Origin of the sequence: Turicibacter sp. (genome assembly GCF_017941855.1) — a bacterium.
GTDB lineage: Bacteria > Bacillota_I > Bacilli_A > MOL361 > Turicibacteraceae > Turicibacter > Turicibacter sanguinis.
Map to the genome: position 1 here is coordinate 13046 of NZ_JAGAVR010000114.1, position 21451 is coordinate 34496.

The window sequence follows — 21451 nt, forward strand, 5'->3', positions numbered from 1 at the left end:
GTTGTGAAAAACGAAGGATCGAAGTGGTTGCAAGGAGGTGGGGGAATCACAGGACGATTGTTCGGAGCTTGCATTGAAGTGTTTGAGATGGCAAAAGGGATGAGTCTTTGGCCTAAAATTGGAAAGAGGTGATGTTATTTTTTGAGATGTCTGAGCATCAATCAGATCCCACTTTGTTGAAGTACTGGCTTCAAAATGATGGGTCAATGGGGAGTTTGCAACAAGTAAGAGGGATTTTGTTTGGGAAGCCGTACGATGAGAAGGATGAGTATGAGGTGGTCATTTATCAGGTCGTGATTGAGGAGCTTGGCTTACGTGATTGAATGATGGGTTACGATTTGAATTTTGGTCATAACTCATCGATGATGATTTTATCTTATGGCGGATTAGTAGAAATTGATGCCGATTGACAAAAAAAATTACTGTTAGAAGCATCTGTTCGAGTTTAAATTTCGACATTTATAAGAGGTTTTGAGTTTAAAATAGGTTATTTTTTTATTTGTGTACGTTTTCACAAGGTTTCATTGAATATTTTTTCACAAAATCATTGTTCATTAATTCACAACATGCTATAATAAGTTCATCAAGGAAAGAAAAAATGAAATGTGCGAAAGGGGTTTTCTAGCATGAGAACTGAGAAAGAATTTATCAACTATATCACTGAGTGTCCAACAAACGTAAAAATTAGAGGGAATCGTCAAAATATCATTTTAACTTGTGAAGAAACAGAAGTAAAATTCCCGGTAGTTGATCATATTTATACACGATTTGTGTGCTCTTTATCACATGCAGAAGTACTATCAACAGGACGTTTAGAAGAATTGAGTGAGCAAGTTTTACAAGCATTAGCAAACGCTGTAACAGGACGCCGTGAATCTAGTTTTGACATTACATTTGAAGCATAAAAATAAAATAAAGGAAGAAGAGCAGATGGAGTTAAGGGCTCTTCTTTTTCTTGTTTATCTCATCATTTTTTTATGAAAAACAGGGGATAATAAATTATAAAAAATGGAAATTTAGAGTGAGCGATTGAAAGAAATTTATGGTTTAGTTGCGGTTGATTTTGTCTGTTTATTTGAGATGTATAAATCATCTGAATCACTGATAAAGAATGATTATTTAACGGCGGAGTCTGTTGAATTCTTATTAAATAATGAGGACATAGTGAAGATTCAAGCGTTATTGTTGAATGGCGTAGCAACAGATTTAAGAAATGCTAATTTTAAGGTGAAATCAGTGAAAAATGGATTTGGAATTTTTTTTAATATTGACTTTTTCGATTGAAACGTTTGTCATGAATGTTGATTTTTTTATCGACAGTAAAGCTTATATATATAAGTCCAGATAAGTTTTTCACACTTGGAAAACTTTTAACTGGACTATAGTGACGCCTAAGGATCAAAAAGACTTTAGTACTGAGACTCATTTATAATAGTGAAATACATTTCTGTTTCTATATAGTAATCCATTTAACATCAGTAGAGCAGATTGAAAACAATGGATTGTGAACTTTTAGATGAGAGTAAAACAGATGAATGTAAAGCTGACTGACCTAAGTAGTCAATATGGCATGAGAGGTATTGTTTTTCGGGTTTAAAATCGATTAAATTTAACAAAAAATATATTTTTTGAAAAAAAACTATTGACGAATGTAAAATTATTGGATAAGATTTAGACAAATATTCGCGTTGAAAAGGAATAGTAAAGACTTCCCTTTTTTGTAGAGAGAGAATGGTTGGTGAAAATTCTCAAAAAGGTGTCTTGAACCAGCCTTGGAGCCCTGTACCGAAAACTTGAAGTAGGCTACAGCGATTCATCTCGTTATCGATGAAAAAGATGTGATCATAGTGCCATGGAATATGATCATAATTAGGGTGGTACCGCCGATTTTGGCCCCTTGCAGAGGGAGCAAATCGGTGGTTTTTTGTATACAGAAATCACTGATGAACCCCTCACACTGTATAGCTCATCATGAAACAAAGGTTATGAGTCAATAGAATGTAAACTGTGTAGGGAGGAAGTTAACATGAGTAAAAAACTTGTTCAAGCCATTACAGCGATTGATGAAGATTTCGCACAGTGGTATACGGATGTTGTTAAAAAAGCTGAATTAGTTGACTATTCGAGTGTGAAAGGATGTATGATTATTCGCCCATATGGTTATGCCATTTGGGAAAATATTCAACAGTATCTAGATCAAAAGTTCAAAGAAACAGGACATGAAAATGTGTACATGCCGATGTTAATTCCAGAATCGCTACTTCAAAAAGAGGCAGATCATGTTGAAGGGTTTGCTCCAGAAGTCGCATGGGTGACACACGGTGGAAATGAAAAATTATCAGAACGATTAGTTGTTCGTCCAACATCTGAAACGTTATTCTGTGATCATTATTCAAAAATTATTCAAAGTTATAATGATTTACCGAAGAAATATAATCAATGGTGTTCCGTTGTTCGTTGGGAGAAGACAACACGTCCATTCTTACGTACAACTGAGTTTTTATGGCAAGAGGGGCATACCGTACATGCTACAGCTGAGGAAGCAGAGGAAGAAACATTACTGATGCTCAATACGTATGCCAAAATGTGTGAAGAATTTTTAGCAATTCCAGTGCTTAAAGGTCAAAAAACAGAAAAAGAAAAATTTGCGGGTGCACAGGCGACGTATACGATTGAAAGTTTAATGCATGATGGAAAGGCTCTTCAAAGTGGAACGTCACATAACTTTGGAACGGGTTTTGCAAAAGCTTTTGATATTAAATACAGTGATAAAAATTCAAAGATGCAATATGCGCATCAAACTTCATGGGGTGTGACGACTCGTTTAATCGGAGCTATTATTATGGTGCATGGGGATAGTAGTGGACTTGTACTACCTCCACGTGTCGCTCCAACACAAGTTATGATTATTCCAATTGCAGCCCATAAAGAGGGGGTTATAGAAAAGGCATGTGAGCTTCAAACACGTCTAGCAAGTGTTGCTCGTGTCAAGTGTGATACATCGGATAAAACACCAGGATGGAAGTTTAGTGAGTATGAGATGAAGGGAATTCCAGTTCGCGTTGAAATCGGACCAAAAGATATTGAAAATAATCAGGTGGTCTTAGTTCGTCGTGATACACGTGAAAAAATCATCGTATCATTAGATGATCTTGAAACAAAAGTGGTGGAATTATTAGAAGACATTCAACAAAGTTTGTTTGCAAAAGCATTAGCTAAACGTGAAGAGATGACCTTTATAGCGACAAACATGGAGGAGTTAAGAAATAATGCAGATAATCACCCAGGATTCACGAAAGCCATGTGGTGTGAAGATCAAGCATGTGAAGATAAAATTAAAGAAGAGGTTGGATTTACGTCACGATGTATGCCTTTTGTTCAAGAGCAGATAAGTGACAGTTGCGTTTGCTGCGGGAAAAAGGCAACGAAACTTGTATACTGGGCAAAAGCTTATTAAGATTTATAAAAAAAACAAGTGGCAAAACGTCATAAATTTAGTTGGTAGGATGTAAGACAAATAAATTCATCAAAAAAATAAAAAAAACATTCCAAAGTAGCATATTTTTTAAAGCTCATACTTATAATGTGATATCAAATCATTAAAGGAGCTTTAGGCGATGAAAAAATTTGAATACCGATTAGAACAAATAGACGTAGATATTAAAAGTGTCCTTAATCAGGAACAAACCAAAACTCAGGAAATATTAAATCAAAAATTAAATGAATTAGGAAAAGAAGGTTGGAGACTTTGCGGTGTGAATGGATCATGGTATTATTTCACTCGTGAAATGACCGCCTATATATAATAAGGAAAAAAAGATGATAGATTGCGGGATCTATCATCTTTTTTTTGTTAGTCAAAAAGAGAAAATAATTTTGATTGTTTTATGAATGAATTTGAATGAATTTTAACACTTAAAGGTCCAAAATGATAGTTGAAAGCTGTATCATTTTCGGTCGATGAATGATTACGAAAGGTTTTTGAATGAAAATGAATGTTTGTGAAGAAAAATGATTGACTTATGTAATCGTTTTAAATATAATAGGGTTGTAAACAACTTCAATAAAATAAATTCTTAAATAGATTTAGATAAATATGGGTAAGTTAATAACTGAGGTGAAAAAGTGATTACGGAAGAGAGACATCAACTCATTATAACTGAATTAAAACAAAAAGGCTCGGTCAAAGTTTCAGACCTGGTTGAAAGATTTAATATCTCAGAATCAACAATTCGACGAGATTTAGTTTTTCTAGAAAATTTAAATTATTTAAAACGCGTTCATGGTGGGGCAGTTAATGTTAAAAATAAATTTGTTGAAAGTAGTTATAATGAAAAAGCTGCACAAAACAGTCATGAAAAAGACGCCATTGCCAAATACGCTGCCGCGCTTGTTGAAGATGGTGATAGCATTTATATTGACTCTGGAACGACGACGTTTGAGATGATTAAATATTTAGCTGGAAAAAAAATCATGGTCGTCACAAATGGATTATCTAATGTTGAATCATTAATTGAGTATGACATCCCGTGTTTTGTTTTAGGCGGTAAAGTCAAGCGAAATACTAAAGCGGTCGTAGGGTATGAAGCGATTACGACATTAAATCGTTATCGTTTTGATAAATGCTTTATGGGTGCTAATGGGGTTCACTCTATGCATGGATTTACAACACCTGATCCAGAAGAAGCCATGATTAAAGAAAATGCCATTAAGGCTTCAAATGATATCTTCGTTTTAGCAGACGGAAGTAAATTTGGAGAAGTCAGTTTTACGCGTTTTGCAGAATTGAATGATGCAACGATTATTACAAATTTAGAAGACGATTTAAATCGTTATCATGAAAAAACAACAGTGAAGGTAGTGAAACAATGATTTATACAGTTACATTAAATCCGTCCATTGATTATGTCGTGACGATGGATCAGTTAAATGAAGGCTCTGTCAATCGTGTGAGTACTGAAAACTTATATGCGGGTGGAAAAGGAATCAATGTCTCACAAATTTTAAATCAACATGGGGTTGATAATGTTGCCTTAGGATTTATTAGTGGATTTACAGGAGTGTTTATTCAAGAGAGTCTCCATTCAAAAGGAATTAAAACGGATTTTATTCATTTAAAAGAAGGCTTCTCACGTATTAATATGAAAGTGAAAACAATCGTAGATGAAACTGAAATTAATGGAGTTGGGCCTGCGATTTCTAAAGAAGATATTGCCAAATTATATGCGCAATTCGATGGTTTAACAGCAGAAGATGTTTTAGTGTTAGCAGGAAGTATCCCGGGAACATTGCCTGATAATTTCTATGAAGAAATTATGAAGCATTTGGAAAACAAGGGGGTCAAAATTGTAGTTGATGCCACGAAAAACTTATTGCTCAATGTTTTAAAATATCGTCCCTTCTTAATTAAACCAAATCATCATGAAATTGCGGAAATGTTTAATGTTGAAATTAAAAGTATTGATGAGCTACTGGTTTATGGACGTAAGTTGAAAGAAATGGGTGCTCAAAATGTCTTAATTTCGATGGGTGGAGACGGCGCAGTTTTAATCACAGAAAATGATGATGTGTTTCAAAGTAATGTTCCAAAGGGAACAGTTAAAAACTCTGTTGGAGCAGGAGATTCAATGGTTGCTGGATTTATGGCGGGTTATTTAAACTCTCATAGCTATGAAAAGGCCCTACAATTAGGGGCAGCGAGTGGAAGTGCAACTGCCTTTTCTTCAGATGTCGCAACAAAAGAATATATTGATCAGTTAGTAGATCAAATTACCGTTAAACCATTATAATAGGAGGCTTTAAAAATGAGAATTACTGACTTATTAAATAAGCAATCAATTAGTTTAAATTTAAAAGCAACTAATAAAATGTCAGCGATTGATGAATTAGTTGATTTAGTCAATGCAAGTGGCAATTTAAATAATAAAGAAGAGTATAAGCAAGGTATTATTGCTCGTGAAGAGCAAAGTACAACAGGTATTGGGGAGGGAATTGCAATCCCTCATGCCAAAACGAAAGCGGTTAAAAAAGCATGTTTAGCAGCAGCCGTTAGTAAAGCAGGAGTGGACTATGAATCATTTGACGGAAGCTTAGCTCACTTATTCTTCATGATTGCAGCACCAGATGGAGCGAATAATACTCACTTAGAAGTATTATCACGTTTATCAACAATATTAATGGATGAAACATTCCGTCAAGATTTAATGAATGCCACATCAGTGGATCAATTTTTATCTTTAATTGATGCGAAGGAAACAGAAAAATTCCCTGAAGAAGAAGTGGTTGAAGAGGTGAAAACGCCAACATCAGCAAAAGATTCAAAATACCCTCGAGTGTTAGCGGTAACAGCCTGTCCAACTGGAATTGCTCATACCTTTATGGCTGCTGAAAGTTTAAATAAAAAAGGAGCTGAAATGGGAATTTCAATTAAAGTTGAAACAAACGGATCAGCAGGAGCTAAAAATGTTTTAACGAAAGAAGAAATTGAAAACTGTGACGCAATCATTGTAGCGGCTGATAAAAAAGTAGAAATGGCACGCTTTAATGGTAAAAAAGTGATTCAAACAAAAGTGGCGGATGGAATTCATAAATCAGAAGAATTAATCACGCGTGCCATTAATGGCGATGCGCCAGTTTATCATAGTGCAGAAGGCGCACAAGAAGTGGAAGAATCAAACGAAAGCCTTGGTCGTCAATTATATAAACACTTAATGAATGGTGTGTCAAACATGTTACCATTCGTTGTAGCAGGTGGTATTTTAATTGCTTTAGCATTCCTATTTGATGATCGCTCAATTGATCCAAGTAATTTTGGTTCAAATACGCCGTTTGCAGCTTTCTTTAAATCAGTAGGAGATGCAGCATTTGGATTCTTATTACCTGTTTTAGCTGGATTTATTGCCGTTAGTATCGCAGACCGTCCAGCGATGGTTGTCGGATTTGTTGGTGGATTCTTAGCAAACGCTGGTGGGGCAGGATTCTTAGGTGCGTTACTAGCAGGGTTTATTGCCGGATATTTAGTATTATTACTTCGAAAAGTATTATCATTCTTACCACAATCACTTGAAGGAATTAAACCGGTGCTATTATATCCTTTATTAGGAACACTGTTAATTGGGATTGTGATGACATTTATTGTTAATCCACCAGTAGCCTTTTTAAATAATGGATTAACTAACTTCTTAAATAGTTTAGGAACAAGTTCAGCTATCTTATTAGGAATTGTTGTTGCTGGTATGATGGCAATCGATATGGGAGGACCATTCAATAAAGCGGCTTATGTCTTTGGGATTGCATCTTTAAATTCAGGAAATGAAGCGGTTATGGCAGCTGTAATGGCAGGTGGGATGGTTCCACCGTTAGCAATTGCGTTAGCGACAACTTTCTTTAAACACCGTTTTACAAAACAAGAACAAGATGCTGGTAAAGTTAACTATATTATGGGATTATCATTTATCACAGAAGGAGCTATTCCATTTGCAGCAGCCGATCCACTAAAAGTCATTCCATCTTGTGTGATTGGATCAGCAGTAGCGGGAGCGTTAACAATGGTGTTTAATTGTACATTACCTGCACCTCATGGTGGAATCTTCGTCTTCCCAGTAGTAGGAAACTGGCCAATGTACTTAGTAGCTATTTTAATTGGATCTGTTGTGGGAGCCTTAATCTTAGCCTTCCTAAAACGTTCAGTAAAACAAGAAGCTTAAGAGTAATCTGAATAACATACAAAAAAACCATAAGGATTTTAACCTTATGGTTTTTTATTTACCTAATGAAACCGAGTGCTTGAGGGACACTCGTTAAATGATAATCGCTATTAAAATGCTTGAAAGATAGACAACATTAATGAGGATAAAAATTTTGACGCTTAAACTAAACGTATGCTGTTTTGAGGGAGCATCAACAAATTGTTTAATATGGTGAAGGACCGGTTTGAGTGTCACTAAAGTGACTAATGAAACGAAAGGTAGAACACCAATCATCACACCAAAGATAATTGAAAAATATCCAAAAATATAAAGTGCAAAGAATAAAAGTAGGGCACGCTCTTTTCCAATACAAATCGGTAAGGTATAGCGTTGATTTATTAAATCATCATCCATATCGCAAATGTTATTTGCTAACATAATATTAGAAATTCCCATTATCAATGGAATCGACACAATGACTAAAACTAACAATTGAGACACATTCATGAATAATTCAATATGTGTACTCTCATGATGAAAGCTAATAAACTCTTGATCGTAGATATGGATATACATACTAATAAAAGTCAGAATTAATCCCATCGTAATCCCTGAAAAAATTTCGCCAAAAGGAGTTCTTGAAATGGGAAGAGGACCAAAAGAATAACCAATCCCAATAATAAAGCAAATGATTCCAAGAAAAAGAACGAAGGCATTCGTCTGGCTAACGAGTAACAGTCCAAAACAACCAGATAAACAAAGCATGAAAATAATCAACCGTTTAATTTGTTTAGGTGCTAATTGATCACCAACGATGGGATTATGGATTTCATAACCATAACCTTCTTTTTTTATGGCCTGTTTGTAGTCCATGTAATTATTAATCATCGTGGTGGTCATATCAAAAATAATCATTGAGATAAACATAATGACGGCATTCTTGATAGAAAAAACATGATAACGGTAGTAGACATATAATGACCCAAATAAAAAGGGGATAATACTGGCCACTTTAGTTTGGATTTCAATTAATTTTAAAAAGCTTGAAAAATTCATAAATCCTCCTCATCTTCTCTAATTCACTCACTTATTATATAAAACTTCATAAAGTTAAACAAGTTAAATTACTTGAGGCTCCTACCTGTCATGGCTTCTTGGTTTGTAAGGGGAAAAATGTACAGGCGTTTTGGAAGAAAATATCATATGGTATAACAAAAAGGAGGGGGAAATATGGGACAATTAATTCCTAAAATTATTCATCAAATTTGGCTTGGAAAGCGTCCGATTCCAACTCAAATTCAGTCATATATGCAGTCATGGAAAACATATCACCCTGATTGGCAATTTATCCTATGGACAGATGAGAATTTGATTCCTTTACAAAATCAAGATCTTTATAATCAGGTAGAGGATCTAAGACAAAAAGCGGATATTGTCCGTTACGAAGTGTTATATCAATATGGCGGAGTCTATGTTGACATTGATATGGAATGCTTTAAAAACATTGAACCTTTATTACAAGAGGGTGAATTTTTCGTAGGCACCGAAGATGATTTCTATTTATCAAATGAGTTGATGGCTGTGACGAAAAAACATGATTTAATCAAAGAGTTACTAGATGGGTTAAAATATTCGCTATCTAATGATGAGAATAAAAGCATCGATGAGCAAACTGGCCCTATTTTTATGACCAAATACCTACTTTGGATGCCTCAGGTAACAGTTGCTGAGCAACAACTGTTATATCCAACACCCGAACAACTAAAAAAAGCAGATTCACCTTTTTATACCGTCCATCGTGCTAAGTGTTGTAAACAGCTGTTCAAATAAAAAAGATAGATAAAAAAACCTTGATTGCTTATAATAAATCTGATAGGCTATAGACGAAATAACTGATTATTTAGTGGTTAAAAGAGAAAGGGTTGACCGGTTTATGAAACGAAATCAAGGTGTTTTACTCACAATCTTATCTGCCTTTCTTTTTGGATTCACCCCAATCTTAGCTAAATGGACCTATAGTGGTGGAAGTAACGCAATTAGTTTGACCTTTTATCGAGCCCTTTTTTCTTTACCTGTGCTATATGGTATCTTGAAATATAGAAAAGTCTCATTAAAAGTGACAAAGTCACAATGGATTCATTTGCTAATTGTCGGAATTTTAGGGCAGACAGTTACAACAATCACGCTTTATGCGACGTATGACTATTTATCAGTTGGAATGGCGACAACACTACATTTTGTTTATCCTGCATTTGTTGTGTTAGCAGCTGTTCTATATTTTAAAGAAAAGTGGACACGAGCTAAAGTCATCTCAATCATACTGGCTATGATTGGAATGTTATGTTTTATTGATTTAAGTGGTCATATTAGTTTGTATGGTGTTTTCTTAGCGTTGGTATCAGGAATGACTTACGCCTTCTTCATTTTATATATTGATAAAAGTGGCCTTAAAGAGTTAGATTCGTTTAAACTGACTTTTTATATTAACTTAGTGGTATCTGCTGCGGTGTTCGTTTATGGGATGGGAACTCATTCTTTAATGATTAATTTAACGCCCATCGCCTGGGGATTAACATTAATCATTTCATTATTAGTATCAGTGTTCGCCGTTGCTTTACTGCAAATCGGAATTAAATTAATTGGAAGCACCAAAGCATCGATTCTTTGTTTATTTGAACCCACCACAAGCGTTGTATTTGGACTCATTTTATTACACGAAGATTTAACAATTTTAAAGTTAACAGGTTGTATTTTAATTTTGTTATCTGCATATGCCATTTCTAAAGAAAAATAACTCATCAACCATGTCGAATTACGCGATTAAAAACCCGCGTTTGACGTGGTTTTTTTGAATTTTATAGACAGAGATAGACAACATCTTTAAAATTCATATGTTAAAATGGAATAACTGTCGAGTGAGAGGAGAAGATGAAGATGGGGAAAAATCCTAAAGAATGGACGACTTTTTTAACTGGATTTAATATCGGAACTTTTTTATCTTTAATTTCTTTAGTTGAAGTTTTAATGACACGTTCGTCATTTAAAGAATATTGTATTATTTTAGCTGTTATTTTAGTTAATGGGACAATTATTGGGGTGGTGCTACAATATTTATTAATTCATATTCATTTAACGAAAAATATGGGGAGAGCCTTTTATTATGCAGGCGATGAAATTCCCAAACGTTTACTTGAAATGAGAAATCATAAATTAGAAAAAACGCTCGAGTTAATGGTGGGGATTCAGACACGAGTAAAACTAAATTTAATCATTTTAATTATGTTAGTGTTATTACTCATTTTATCATTATTATTACCCATTATTTATTGCTATCGCTTTGAGTCGGATATGTTTTTATTTAACATTGGCTGGTCATGTATTTTATTGATGTTCATGTCGCGATTAGTCTTAATTATGACGAAAAATAGTCGTTATATTCAATTCAAGATTAATCATTTATTAGATGTTCATGAGTTTAATAATATTCAATTGAAAAAAGAAGAATTATAACAAGAGATCGAAGTCGGATCTCTTTTTTGTTATGAAAAATTCATAAAATGTTATTAAATGTTAAAACTAGAATTAATAATAAATAAAAGGTGGAGTTGAAATGGATTCATTCAAAAAATTAGGCTTACAACTCGTTAAATGGATCCTATTGAGTCTTTTAATGGGAGTCATGATTGGTGTGATGGTAGGTGGATTTAAACAAATCTTAAGTACAGCTAATCACTATCGGAGCACTCATGAGAAGTTAGTCTTTGGTTTACCTGTTGCAGGAGTAGTTATCAGTTTTTTATACGTGAAAGTTAGACGAAATGCGTATTCAGGAGAGAATTTACTAAAATCAGAAGTTCAACAAGCTGCGAAGAATATTCCGCTTTCCATGATTCCGGCTGTTGTGATTGGATCTTTGGTGACAACTTTTTTTGGAGGATCAGCAGGGAAAGAAGCAGCGGGAGTTGCGATCGGTGGGATAACAGGTGATTTTTTATCAAGAAAATTTCATTTAAGTGATGAGGAGCAACGGACATTAGTTGTTGCAGGTGTTGGAAGTGGCTTTGGCGTCCTTTATAATACACCATTAGCCGGAGCTATTTTAGGAATGGAATTAGTTTTAAAGGGAAAGTTTCATTACGAAGCATTACTTCCTGCTTTTTTAACAAGTGTTATTTCAAGTGAGGTTGCGAAACAAATTGGAGATGAACTCATTACTTATCCCTCTTTAGAGCTTGGAGCTCTTGATTTGACTTTAATTTTAAAATTAGTTGGAATGGGGCTGTTATTTGGACTGGTGGCCATGATGTTTAATGGGGCTTTAGACCTAGCCCCTAAAATTTATTCTAGGTGGATTAAGAGCCCCTATATTAAAGGCATGGTAGGGGGCGTGCTAACAATTATTCTTTTTTGGATGGCTGGGGATAATTATAATGGGTTAGGACAGTCACATATCGCTTTAGCCTTTGAGGAACCCGTTAGTCTCATTGAGTTTATTTGGAAGATTATTTTTACAGCTGTTGCCCTAGGGTCTGTTTTTCAAGGGGGACGTGGAAATCCAACCTTTTTTGTTGGAGCAACATTTGGGAGTGCCATTGCAACATTTTTTAAATTACCTGTTGCTTCAGTTGCAGCACTTGGGATGATTGGAGTTTTTTGCGGCGCAACAGCCTTACCGTTAACTGGAATTATGATGGCGATTGAATATTTTGGATCTTCACATGTTATGGCGATTATTATAGTCATGATTATTTCATACAGTATTTCTGGTTTTTATGATTTATTGACTCATTCAAAGCTTGCTAAAGGAAAAAAAGAGATTTTTGAAGGGCAGGTAGAATCAAATGGAAATTAAAAGAAGTATGCGTTGCATACTTCTTTTTTATTTCTTCAATTGTAATCCAACTGGACAGTGATCAGATCCTAAAACATCAGGATAAATTCTCGCATCTTCAAGTCTTGATTCTAATGTTTTTGAGGTAATAAAGTAATCAATACGCCATCCAACGTTTTTTGCACGTGCGCCTGCACGATAAGACCACCAACTATAACAATTTTCTTTTGTTGGATAAAAATAACGGAATGTATCGATAAACCCACTATTTAATAGTTTCGTCATTTCATTACGTTCCTCGATTGTGAATCCAGCGTTTTTTGTATTTGTTTTAGGATTTTTTAAATCGATTTGTTGATGGGCTACATTCAAATCACCGCAAACAATGACTGGTTTTAAAACATCTAATCCTATCAAATAATTTCTAAAAGCTTCTTCCCATGTCAAGCGATAATCGAGTCGTGCCAACTCATTTTGAGAATTAGGTGTATAGACCGTTACCAAATAAAAATCATTATATTCGAGGGTAATGACACGACCTTCTTGATCATGTTCTGCAATATTAAGGCCGTAAGTCACCTGTAATGGCTCATGTTTTGTAAAAATAGCCGTTCCTGAATAACCTTTCTTCACGGCATAATTCCAATATTGATAATAGCCATCTAATTGCAAATCAATTTGACCTTCTTGTAATTTTGTTTCTTGTACACATAAAAAATCAGGTTGCTCTGCTTCGACAAAATCTAAAAATCCTTTTTTCACACAAGCACGCAATCCATTTACATTCCATGAAATAAATTTCATTACCTGCATCCTCCTTAATTACTAATAGATTATCGCAAAATGAAATAAATGTCTACTTTTGTGCTGATATCGAAGGTATAAATAGGAGGCTATCTCATTTTTGATGGCGCTTCGAAATTTTAGTAGGGAAGATGACTGTAAACGTTGTTTCATCATTTGGAATACTTTTCACTGAAATTTGCCCATGATGCTGGCTAACAATTGTTTTAGCAATAGAAAGACCTAACCCATAGCCACCTGTATCACGAGCACGTGATTCATCAGCACGGTAAAAACGCTCAAAAATCTTATCAAGATGCTCAGGTGGAATCCCAACACCTTTATTTTTGACAGCTAAAATAAATTGTTCATGCTCTTTCTTTAAAGAAAGCATAATTTGAGTTTGAGTTGGTGAATGTTTCAATGCATTATCAAGTAAAATAATGGCTACTTGTGCAATTCGTTCTTCTTCGCCTGTAAACATTAAGTCCGGTTCAATATCTAAAACTAATTCTTTCCCAGACTCAAAGAACACCGATTCAAGCGGTAACGCGGCATTAATAATGGCTTCGCTTAAATCAAAAGAAGCTGATTTTAATAACACTTCATTACTATCAATTTTCGCTAAATAGAGTAAGTCGCTAACAAGTTTTGACATTCGTTCCGTCTCAGATTTAATGTGATCAATCCATTTTCGTTGTTCATTAATGGTTTGATGTTGATTCGCTAAAATGACATCTGTCGTTGTATGGATGACTGTTAAGGGAGTTTTTAATTCATGGGAAGCATCGGCGACAAATTGTTGCTGTTTTTGCCAAGCTAAAGCCACTGGTTTAATTGCCCAAGACGCTAAATAAAAACTAATGACAGCTAAAACAATTAATGTAATACATCCAATAAAAATTAAGACAAGTGCAAGTTGCGTCAAGGTCGTCATTTCAGAAGAACGATCTAAGAAAACAAAGAGTGTTCCTTCAGGACGCGTAATTTTTAAATAGCGAAAAGGAAGGGAGTTAATTGTAACTTTTCCCGTTTCAGTCGAACGATTGTATAAATCTTCAACAATAGATTCCACTCCCGATAAATCAGTATCAGACTCTAAATTTGAGGTAATGGTTAAAGTTTGAGTCGTGTTATCAATTGAAGCTGTAAAATGATTACGCATCAGACCTTCATTGAGTGGAAAGGGGCCTTTGCGATCTAAATTATATCCCCCCTTCGGTGGAAATTTTTGTGAAATGCTTGTATTTTGGGCGATTTGTTCCATCAAGACCATTGCTTGAGACACATTCGTTTTGTACATTAAATAATACGTCCCGCCAAAAATAGCAAGAAAAATCGACATCAGAATGGATAGATTAATCAAAATAAATCGCTTCTTAAGTTTTTTTAACATGATTCATTGACTCCTAAACAATATCCAACGCCTCTGACCGTTCGAATGATTACATTTGATTTAATAAAAGATAATTTTTTTCGAAGAAAAGAAATATAAACTTCAACGTTATTGTATTCAACATCTGCGTCAAATCCCCATACCTTTTCGATTAATAGTTCTTTAGTTACAATTTGATTACCATTTGAAAATAAATAATTTAAAATGTTAAATTCTTTTAACCCAAGTTTTACTGATTTGACTCCACAAGATAGCTCATAAGTGGATAAGTTAAGTTCAGCATCATGAAAACGTAGGGTATCCGTTGTGATTTCACCTTGTCGACGAAGAAGAACGCGAATTCTCGCTAATAGCTCTTCGGTCGCAAAGGGTTTGGTTAAGTAATCGTCAGCTCCTAAATCAAGTCCACGGACTTTATCTGCAATTTCATCTTTTGCAGTTAAAAATAAAATCGGCGTTTTAATTTTATCCTGACGACACATCTTTAAGATATCAAATCCATTTAACTTAGGTAACATAATATCTAAAATAATTAAATCATAAATACCTGTTAAGGCATAATCAAGACCTGATTGTCCATCGTGAAACACATCCACATCATATTTGTTTGTTTTTAATATTTGGCTAATCGCTTCTGCTAAGCGAATCTCATCTTCTACAACTAAGATTCTCATATTTATCACCTCATACGTTTAATGTTATCAAGCGAAACTTAAAACATTCTGAAATTTGACGGCTATTTCTTTATTATAAGGATAACAAATTTTGTTAAAAAGGAAAACCAAGTAAAATATAATTAATTAATTATTAAATTTTTAAGATTATGTTAAGAAATGGAATTTATAATAGCTCTAGTCAGCTATTTAGGAGGTGAGTCAGATGAAGTTTAGACATGAAATTAAACATTACATTAATTACGGCGATTATTTACTGCTTCGAAATCGTTTGAAATTTTTACTGCGATGTGATCACCATGCAAACGAGCTCGGAGAATATAAAATTCGAAGTATCTACTTTGATAACTATCATGATAAAGCTTTACAAGAAAAGTTAATGGGGATTAATAATCGAGAAAAGTTTAGAATTCGATATTATAACGATGATGTCAGTTTTATTCGGTTGGAGAAAAAATCAAAGGTGAACGGTTTATGTGCCAAAGTGAGTGCTCCATTGAGTGATGAGCAAGCTCAATCAATTATGGATGGAGAGTTTGAGTTTTTAAAAAATTCCACACACGCTTTGCATCAAGAACTTTATTATAAGATGAAAACCGAGCTACTCAGACCTAAAACTATCGTGGATTATACCAGAGAGGCTTATATTCACGACGTGGGAAACGTTCGGATCACGTTTGATAAAAGAATTAGAACTGGAATCACTTCAATTGATGCCCTAAATCCGTTGCTGCCAACTGTTGAAGGGCTGGATTCAAATCTCATCATACTAGAAGTTAAATTTGATGAATTTTTACCGGAGTTTATTTCAGATGTTTTACAAAACAATTATAGTCGGTCAACATCCGTTTCAAAGTATGCGGTTTGCCGGATTTATGGTTAATGACTTTAGGAGGGAAATGTTATGTTTGCAACACTAAATTTTAGCGATATTTTTAAATCAAGTTTTATGGAGAATATCTCAGCGTTTTCAGTATTAGATACAATCATTGCTTTGACCTTAGCCTTTGTAATCGGGCTCTTTATTATGGCTGTTTATAAAAAAACATTTAAAGGAGTCATGTATTCTCATAGTTTTTGTGTGTCATTACTTGCATTAAACTTAATTACAACCTTAATTATTTTAGCGATTACATCAAACGTTATTTTATCACTCGGGATGGTCGGGGCGTTATCAATCGTTCGTTTTAGAAGCGCCATTAAAGAACCGCTCGATATTGCCTTTTTATTTTGGTCAATTAGTGCTGGAATTGTGATTGGAGCAGGATTAATTCCATTAGCGGTCTTCGGATCATTATTTATTGGAATCATCTTAGTTTTATTCATCAATCGCCAAACAACTGATAATCCTTATTTATTAGTGTTATCGTGCCTAAATGATGAGAGTGAAAAAGAAGCATTAAAAACAGTCAATGCTTATGTAAAAAAACATGTCATCAAATCTAAAACAGTCTCAGCTCAAAATGGAATCGAAGTGACAGTTGAAATTCGTTTGAAAGAAATGGAAACAAAATTTGTAAACGAAATCAGTCAAATTAGTGGCGTAAAAAATGCCGTGTTAGTTTCTTATAATGGTGATTATTTAGGATAAATGATATTAAACAAGTAAGGAGGTGATGGTTGTTGCGTAATGAGAAAAGTCTCAATCGTTTAACGGTTCTATTAGTGTGTGGAATGGTTTTATTGACTGGACTCTTAATGTGGATATCGAACCATGAAACCATATCAGCCAGTTTAACTAAAGTGGCACAACCCGCCTATGTTGAAAAAATTTTTAACGCAGACGAAGTGTTAGAGATAGATATTCAAATATCAGAAGAAAATTGGAATTCAATGATTGAAAATGCTATATCAGAACAATATGTGATGGCTGATATCGTCATTAATGGTGAAGTATTTGAATCTGTAGGCATTAGACCGAAAGGAAATTCATCTTTAAGTATGGTAGCAAGTGATGATAGCACGGATCGATTTAGCTTTAAAGTTGATTTTTCAGAATACGTTGACGGACAAAGCCTATACGGATTAGATAAACTGGCACTCAATAACTTGATTGGTGACGCAACCTATATGAAAGAATATTTATCATATGATATGTTTAGTGCCATGGGGATTGCGACTCCCGGATATTGTTATGCTAATATCAAAATTAATGGTGAACCATGGGGGTTATATCTTGCACTTGAGGTCATGGAGGAAAGTTTTGTCCAACGTTATTTTGGGACGATTTCCGGAAGTTTATATAAACCTGAAAGTGATTCAATGAACATGGGCAACAAAGAAGACAAGCAAGAGATGATGATCGGAGGCAATCCATTTAATGAAAATTCACAAATGATGTTTGGTGAAAAATCTTCTCGAGAAGGAAAAACAGACGAGGTAACCGCTCAGGAAGAAAGGGTTACATCAGATAAAATGATGCCATCAGGTAACGGAGAAATGCCAGAGGGAATGCCATCAGGTAACGGAGAAATGCCAGAGGGAATGCCATCAGGTAATGGAGAACTACTAGAGGGAATGACACCACCGAATGGAAATGAAATGAGAGAAAACAATCCAATGGGAGGCATGTCTTCTTCAGGAAGTAATTTAGTTTATATCGATGACGAGATATCAAGTTACAGTGCTATTTTTGAAAATAGTGTTTTAAAAGGAACAACCGAAGATGCTTATCACAAAGTCATCGAGATGATGAAAAACTTAAATGACGGGACAAATTTAGAACAATATTTAGATATCGAAGAAATTCTACGATATTTTGCCGTCAATACGTTCTTAGTAAACTTAGATAGTTATGCAGGAAGTATGAAGCATAATTATTATTTATATGAACAAGACGGCGTATTTCAAATTTTACCTTGGGATTTTAATTTATCATTTGGTGCTTTTAATATCAATGATAGTAGTAAAGTTATTAACTTCCCGATTGATGAACCTGTAACAGATACGATGGCAAATAGTCCGTTAATTTCAAAATTACTAGAAGTCGACGAATATAAAGACATGTATCATGAGTATTTACAAGAATTAATTGATGGATATATCGAAAGTGGAAAATATGAGGCGACGATCAAAAAATTAGATGAGCTAATTGATGATTACGTTGCAAATGATGCAACAGCTTTTTATAGTCATGATGAATATCTTGCCTCTATTCCTCAATTACTTGTATTTGGAACCGATCGAACAAAAAGTATTAAAGCTCAGCTTGCAGGGGAACAACCTAGTGATACTTATGGAAACATTGAAACACACTTAGATTTAGATGCTCTTGGAAGTCAAAATGGGGCAGGTGGTCCAAAGGGGATGAGGGAATTCCAGTCATCAACTGAAAATGAAAGCAATCAAGTAGACTTAAACAAACCATCGATAGAGGATAACAATCATTTAAGTCAACCAAATGATTCAATATCTACTCCTAATTCAACCTCTTCAAATCAGATAAATACCAAACCAATGAATCCAGGACAGGGGCTGATTGACTCGATTAGTGAGGAGCTAAAAACTGTGATAGCGTCACTTGATATGACTCAAATTCAACAAGTTGTGGCCCAATTATCAGGGAAGACAGAAGAAACCTTAACAGAGGAAGATTTAAATTTACTAAAAGAATTAGGAATTGATGAAGCGTTAATTCCAATGATTTTGGAACTGGTTGAAAATTTTAGTTCATTTAGAATGGGCGGGGGAAATCAACTAAATACGAGCTCACCTTCAAATGAATCTCAACAATTAATCGTAGCGATTGGATGTTTAGTATTTGTTTTACCAGCGCTTTGGTTTGTTTCACATTATAAAAAACGTAAATTTAGAAGTTAAAGCATAGGATTTTTCTTATGCTTTTTTTAATTAAGTAAATTAACAGATAAGTCATAAAAATTAGGGACTTTGCATATTTTAATAGGAAAGAAATAATGGCTAGTTTATGATAGAGTACATAATTGAGCTTAAAAAGGGATATGATTAAAAATAGAGAACGATTACATTGATCTGTAGGAGGGGTGACGATGGATTTCCAGACACAGCATTGTCTATTTAAAAGTATAAAAAATCGTAGTGGCCATCCTGTAGATTTAATGGGGGCAGAGCCTTTAAATGACGGGATGGAAGCCAATCAAGAATCTTTATTTTTTAGTGTGCATGTGATATCAAGTGATGAGTTAATAGGATTTATTTCACTGCAATTAATGTCAGATTATATGTCCTATGAAATGGCCTTACAATTATTTAATCAAAATATTGAGGATCAAGTCATCATAGAAATTTTCGATGAAGTCATAGCGTTTGCTTTTGATATGTTGAAGACGCCTTGTATTAAAACAAAAGTTTCAAGTTTAAATGTTGGAATGGTCAATCTCCTTCACCAAGTAGGTTTTAAGCTAGAAGAAAAATTTGAGCATCAGGGTGAAGTGATCTCTCTATATTTGATTAAAAATCATACACTCATTCAATCGACTCAAATGCGACAACCCTCTGTAGTCACGGCTCAAATTTTAGCATTTGCCAAAGAACGGTCGAATATTCGAGCGATTGCTCAGTCAGGGCTTCGATTAGATAGAAATGCCCCTATTGACTTAATGAGAGATTATCACTTTGATTTATTTATTTTAGATAAAGAAATTGAAAGTTATAAAATGAATCAAGATTGGATTCAACAATTTGGAGAAACCGTGATTACCAGGATGACAGACTTAGCAGAAAGTTCCTATTTATTTCAAATTCAATATCAAGATGGTGTCCGATTAGATTTGCAATTTGTATGTCTCAGTCACTATTTAAAAACCATCTACTCAGATTCTTTAATCAAGATTTTATTAGATAAAGATGGCGTCATCCCCCCACTAGATGAACCGAATGACAGTTCTCATTATGTTGAAAAGCCAAGTTATGAACAATTTTATGAAGTTTTAAATCGGTTATGGTGGTCTCAAATTGAAGTTGCAAAAGCAGTGTATCGAGATGAACTTCCATTGGCAAAAGGTGTTTACGATGGCATCATGATGCCCTTGATTATAGAACTATTATCTTGGAAAATTGGACTTCAATATGGTTGGGCAGTTGACATTGGGAGAGAGGGTCGATGGATTAAACGTTTTTTAAGTGAAAATATTTATTCTGAGTTTATTCATCTTTATCCGAAAAAAGGGTATCTTTCAATATGGGAGAAGCTATTTTGTATCGGACCTTTTGCAAATAAAATTGCCTTAGAAATTAGTCGAGAGTTAAACTATCCATATTCGGAGCAAGAGGTTCAACGGGTGACCAAGTTTTTACACCGAATTAATTCACTACCCGATAATGCAACTGATTTTAATCGATAAAATTCGCCAGTTGTTTCAACTGTTTTGTTGAATTTAGTGCACGAAAATTAAGTGGAGGATATGAGCAATATACTGAAAGTGATGAAGTAGTTTGAAAAAAGTATATTGTTTCAATAAAGGATGTTATAATAAGAGTAAAGAGGATATGGGGTTATTTGAACAATAAAAACAAAATGGGAGGATGAGTGGATGCAATTCATACTACTGATACTTTTAATCGCCTTGATCATTGCTGCATTTGTTTCCTACTTGTTGATGGTAACTTTAATTAAGATGATTTATTTAACAAAAGGAGTAGCGCTCTTAGTCGTTTGTAGTCTAGGTCTTCTGCTATTTATGATGATTGGATTTATCATCTATTGGGTGATGAATGGGATTAGTTATTTAAAAGAAATAAAGCTTAAATTGTGATCGTAAGATGGAGTCTTACGATTTTTTTATGAATTGAGAGAAAACTAAGAAAACACATCGTAGGAGGTATATTTTGCAACAGAATAATCAATAAATCTGACCAGATACTTTTGAGAAATGTCAGGCAAAAGAGCCCTTTGAATAATTATCTCTCATAAGTGTGAAAGAAGACAGCAGTTTAAAAGACTTTCAATAAAAGGGATGTTATTAATTTCATTTTAGGGGACGATGCTATTTTTATGTACATAGTGAATAGGAGGCAGTTTTAATTGAGTTAAGTTGTTAAATCAGGATTAGGAATAGAATCGTCAAGAAATTGTATATTTTTACGCGAATAGGTTTGAACC

General features: G+C 34.3%; 22 protein-coding genes and 1 other annotated feature. Of the genes, 18 read left to right on the plus strand and 4 right to left on the minus strand.

The features are described from left to right. Positions 1-3: 3 nt before the first annotated feature. The 9 genes from J6D32_RS12495 to J6D32_RS12535 all read left to right on the plus strand — a co-directional run bounded on the left by J6D32_RS12495 (position 4) and on the right by J6D32_RS12535 (position 7706). The gene (locus J6D32_RS12495) at positions 4-132 is read left to right on the plus strand and encodes a hypothetical protein (protein WP_009607539.1); all 129 of its coding nucleotides are present in this window, start codon (positions 4-6) and stop codon (positions 130-132) included. Continuing rightward, positions 132-323 carry a hypothetical protein gene (locus J6D32_RS12500; RefSeq protein ID WP_006785499.1) on the plus strand — a complete coding sequence of 64 codons (192 nt, stop codon included), beginning with the start codon at positions 132-134 and terminating at the stop codon, positions 321-323. The genes J6D32_RS12495 and J6D32_RS12500 overlap by 1 nt, the downstream gene beginning before the upstream one ends. Before the next feature lie 303 nt (positions 324-626). Further along, complete coding sequence (locus J6D32_RS12505) at positions 627-905, plus strand: hypothetical protein (protein WP_009607548.1); 279 nt, start codon at positions 627-629, stop codon at positions 903-905. A gap of 124 nt (positions 906-1029) precedes the next feature. Beyond that, positions 1030-1284, plus strand: a complete 255-nt coding sequence (locus tag J6D32_RS12510) for a hypothetical protein (RefSeq protein WP_287467723.1) — start codon at positions 1030-1032, stop codon at positions 1282-1284. A 395-nt stretch (positions 1285-1679) separates the two neighbouring features. Further along, positions 1680-1901 (plus strand) — a binding site (T-box leader). Positions 1902-2026: 125 nt separating this feature from the next. Continuing rightward, positions 2027-3457, plus strand: a complete 1431-nt coding sequence (gene proS, locus J6D32_RS12515) for a proline--tRNA ligase (RefSeq protein WP_006785501.1) — start codon at positions 2027-2029, stop codon at positions 3455-3457. Between the two features lie 160 nt (positions 3458-3617). Then, positions 3618-3806: a DUF4177 domain-containing protein gene (locus tag J6D32_RS12520; protein WP_006785502.1), complete on the plus strand. Its 189-nt coding sequence runs from the start codon at positions 3618-3620 to the stop codon at positions 3804-3806. A 319-nt stretch (positions 3807-4125) separates the two neighbouring features. Then, complete coding sequence (locus tag J6D32_RS12525; protein WP_006785503.1) at positions 4126-4872, plus strand: DeoR/GlpR family DNA-binding transcription regulator; 747 nt, start codon at positions 4126-4128, stop codon at positions 4870-4872. Then, the gene (pfkB, locus tag J6D32_RS12530) at positions 4869-5789 is read left to right on the plus strand and encodes a 1-phosphofructokinase (protein ID WP_147633324.1); all 921 of its coding nucleotides are present in this window, start codon (positions 4869-4871) and stop codon (positions 5787-5789) included. Before J6D32_RS12525 ends, pfkB begins: the two co-directional genes overlap by 4 nt. A gap of 15 nt (positions 5790-5804) precedes the next feature. Continuing rightward, positions 5805-7706: a PTS fructose transporter subunit IIABC gene (locus tag J6D32_RS12535; protein ID WP_006785505.1), complete on the plus strand. Its 1902-nt coding sequence runs from the start codon at positions 5805-5807 to the stop codon at positions 7704-7706. A 93-nt stretch (positions 7707-7799) separates the two neighbouring features. Here the strand turns inward: J6D32_RS12535 and J6D32_RS12540 are convergent, their stop codons facing one another. Next, complete coding sequence (locus J6D32_RS12540) at positions 7800-8744, minus strand: 1,4-dihydroxy-2-naphthoate polyprenyltransferase (RefSeq protein WP_006785506.1); 945 nt, start codon at positions 8742-8744, stop codon at positions 7800-7802. Between the two features lie 174 nt (positions 8745-8918). Here J6D32_RS12540 and J6D32_RS12545 point away from each other — a divergent pair, with 174 nt between their 5' ends. From J6D32_RS12545 to J6D32_RS12560, 4 genes are all read left to right on the plus strand, one after another. Further along, a complete protein-coding gene (locus J6D32_RS12545; RefSeq protein ID WP_006785507.1) occupies positions 8919-9518 on the plus strand; it encodes a glycosyltransferase family 32 protein in 600 nt (199 codons plus the stop codon). Positions 9519-9621: 103 nt separating this feature from the next. Further along, entirely contained in the window at positions 9622-10482 is an 861-nt protein-coding gene (locus J6D32_RS12550) for a DMT family transporter (RefSeq protein WP_287467724.1), read from the plus strand. A 140-nt stretch (positions 10483-10622) separates the two neighbouring features. Next, positions 10623-11198, plus strand: a complete 576-nt coding sequence (locus tag J6D32_RS12555) for a hypothetical protein (protein ID WP_006785509.1) — start codon at positions 10623-10625, stop codon at positions 11196-11198. A 100-nt stretch (positions 11199-11298) separates the two neighbouring features. Next, positions 11299-12540 carry a chloride channel protein gene (locus tag J6D32_RS12560; RefSeq protein WP_006785510.1) on the plus strand — a complete coding sequence of 414 codons (1242 nt, stop codon included), beginning with the start codon at positions 11299-11301 and terminating at the stop codon, positions 12538-12540. Positions 12541-12567: 27 nt separating this feature from the next. Here J6D32_RS12560 and J6D32_RS12565 read toward each other — a convergent pair whose 3' ends face one another. From J6D32_RS12565 to J6D32_RS12575, 3 genes are all read right to left on the minus strand, one after another. Continuing rightward, positions 12568-13323 carry an exodeoxyribonuclease III gene (locus J6D32_RS12565; protein ID WP_155234783.1) on the minus strand — a complete coding sequence of 252 codons (756 nt, stop codon included), beginning with the start codon at positions 13321-13323 and terminating at the stop codon, positions 12568-12570. A 94-nt stretch (positions 13324-13417) separates the two neighbouring features. Next, a complete protein-coding gene (locus J6D32_RS12570) occupies positions 13418-14698 on the minus strand; it encodes a sensor histidine kinase (protein ID WP_009607553.1) in 1281 nt (426 codons plus the stop codon). Further along, on the minus strand, positions 14692-15372 hold the full coding sequence (locus J6D32_RS12575) for a response regulator transcription factor (protein ID WP_006785513.1): 681 nt from the start codon (positions 15370-15372) through the stop codon (positions 14692-14694). The genes J6D32_RS12570 and J6D32_RS12575 overlap by 7 nt, the downstream gene beginning before the upstream one ends. A 205-nt stretch (positions 15373-15577) precedes the next feature. On the opposite strand from J6D32_RS12575, the gene J6D32_RS12580 reads away from it, so the two are divergent. The 5 genes from J6D32_RS12580 (at position 15578) to J6D32_RS12600 (ending at position 21104) form a co-directional block, all read left to right on the plus strand. Beyond that, entirely contained in the window at positions 15578-16255 is a 678-nt protein-coding gene (locus J6D32_RS12580) for a polyphosphate polymerase domain-containing protein (protein ID WP_155062247.1), read from the plus strand. Between the two features lie 21 nt (positions 16256-16276). After that, entirely contained in the window at positions 16277-16963 is a 687-nt protein-coding gene (locus J6D32_RS12585; protein WP_006785515.1) for a DUF4956 domain-containing protein, read from the plus strand. Positions 16964-16992: 29 nt separating this feature from the next. Then, positions 16993-19191 (plus strand): CotH kinase family protein, encoded by a 2199-nt coding sequence (locus J6D32_RS12590; protein WP_287467725.1) that lies wholly within the window; start codon positions 16993-16995, stop codon positions 19189-19191. Positions 19192-19379: 188 nt separating this feature from the next. Continuing rightward, positions 19380-20693 (plus strand): aminoglycoside 6-adenylyltransferase, encoded by a 1314-nt coding sequence (locus J6D32_RS12595; protein WP_006785517.1) that lies wholly within the window; start codon positions 19380-19382, stop codon positions 20691-20693. Between the two features lie 189 nt (positions 20694-20882). Beyond that, on the plus strand, positions 20883-21104 hold the full coding sequence (locus J6D32_RS12600) for a hypothetical protein (protein ID WP_006785518.1): 222 nt from the start codon (positions 20883-20885) through the stop codon (positions 21102-21104). Positions 21105-21451: the final 347 nt, after the last annotated feature.

Bases quoted from the DNA above. Each gene is read 5' to 3' on its own strand.
- J6D32_RS12500 (WP_006785499.1), top strand. From the start codon at position 132: ATGTTATTTTTTGAGATGTCTGAGCATCAATCAGATCCCACTTTGTTG.
- J6D32_RS12505 (WP_009607548.1), top strand. From the start codon at position 627: ATGAGAACTGAGAAAGAATTTATCAACTATATCACTGAGTGTCCAACA.
- proS (WP_006785501.1), top strand. From the start codon at position 2,027: ATGAGTAAAAAACTTGTTCAAGCCATTACAGCGATTGATGAAGATTTC.
- J6D32_RS12520 (WP_006785502.1), top strand. From the start codon at position 3,618: ATGAAAAAATTTGAATACCGATTAGAACAAATAGACGTAGATATTAAA.
- pfkB (WP_147633324.1), top strand. From the start codon at position 4,869: ATGATTTATACAGTTACATTAAATCCGTCCATTGATTATGTCGTGACG.
- J6D32_RS12535 (WP_006785505.1), top strand. From the start codon at position 5,805: ATGAGAATTACTGACTTATTAAATAAGCAATCAATTAGTTTAAATTTA.
- J6D32_RS12540 (WP_006785506.1), bottom strand. From the start codon at position 8,744: ATGAATTTTTCAAGCTTTTTAAAATTAATTGAAATCCAAACTAAAGTG.
- J6D32_RS12545 (WP_006785507.1), top strand. From the start codon at position 8,919: ATGGGACAATTAATTCCTAAAATTATTCATCAAATTTGGCTTGGAAAG.
- J6D32_RS12550 (WP_287467724.1), top strand. From the start codon at position 9,622: ATGAAACGAAATCAAGGTGTTTTACTCACAATCTTATCTGCCTTTCTT.
- J6D32_RS12555 (WP_006785509.1), top strand. From the start codon at position 10,623: ATGGGGAAAAATCCTAAAGAATGGACGACTTTTTTAACTGGATTTAAT.
- J6D32_RS12560 (WP_006785510.1), top strand. From the start codon at position 11,299: ATGGATTCATTCAAAAAATTAGGCTTACAACTCGTTAAATGGATCCTA.
- J6D32_RS12565 (WP_155234783.1), bottom strand. From the start codon at position 13,323: ATGAAATTTATTTCATGGAATGTAAATGGATTGCGTGCTTGTGTGAAA.
- J6D32_RS12570 (WP_009607553.1), bottom strand. From the start codon at position 14,698: ATGTTAAAAAAACTTAAGAAGCGATTTATTTTGATTAATCTATCCATT.
- J6D32_RS12575 (WP_006785513.1), bottom strand. From the start codon at position 15,372: ATGAGAATCTTAGTTGTAGAAGATGAGATTCGCTTAGCAGAAGCGATT.
- J6D32_RS12580 (WP_155062247.1), top strand. From the start codon at position 15,578: ATGAAGTTTAGACATGAAATTAAACATTACATTAATTACGGCGATTAT.
- J6D32_RS12585 (WP_006785515.1), top strand. From the start codon at position 16,277: ATGTTTGCAACACTAAATTTTAGCGATATTTTTAAATCAAGTTTTATG.
- J6D32_RS12595 (WP_006785517.1), top strand. From the start codon at position 19,380: ATGGATTTCCAGACACAGCATTGTCTATTTAAAAGTATAAAAAATCGT.
- J6D32_RS12600 (WP_006785518.1), top strand. From the start codon at position 20,883: ATGCAATTCATACTACTGATACTTTTAATCGCCTTGATCATTGCTGCA.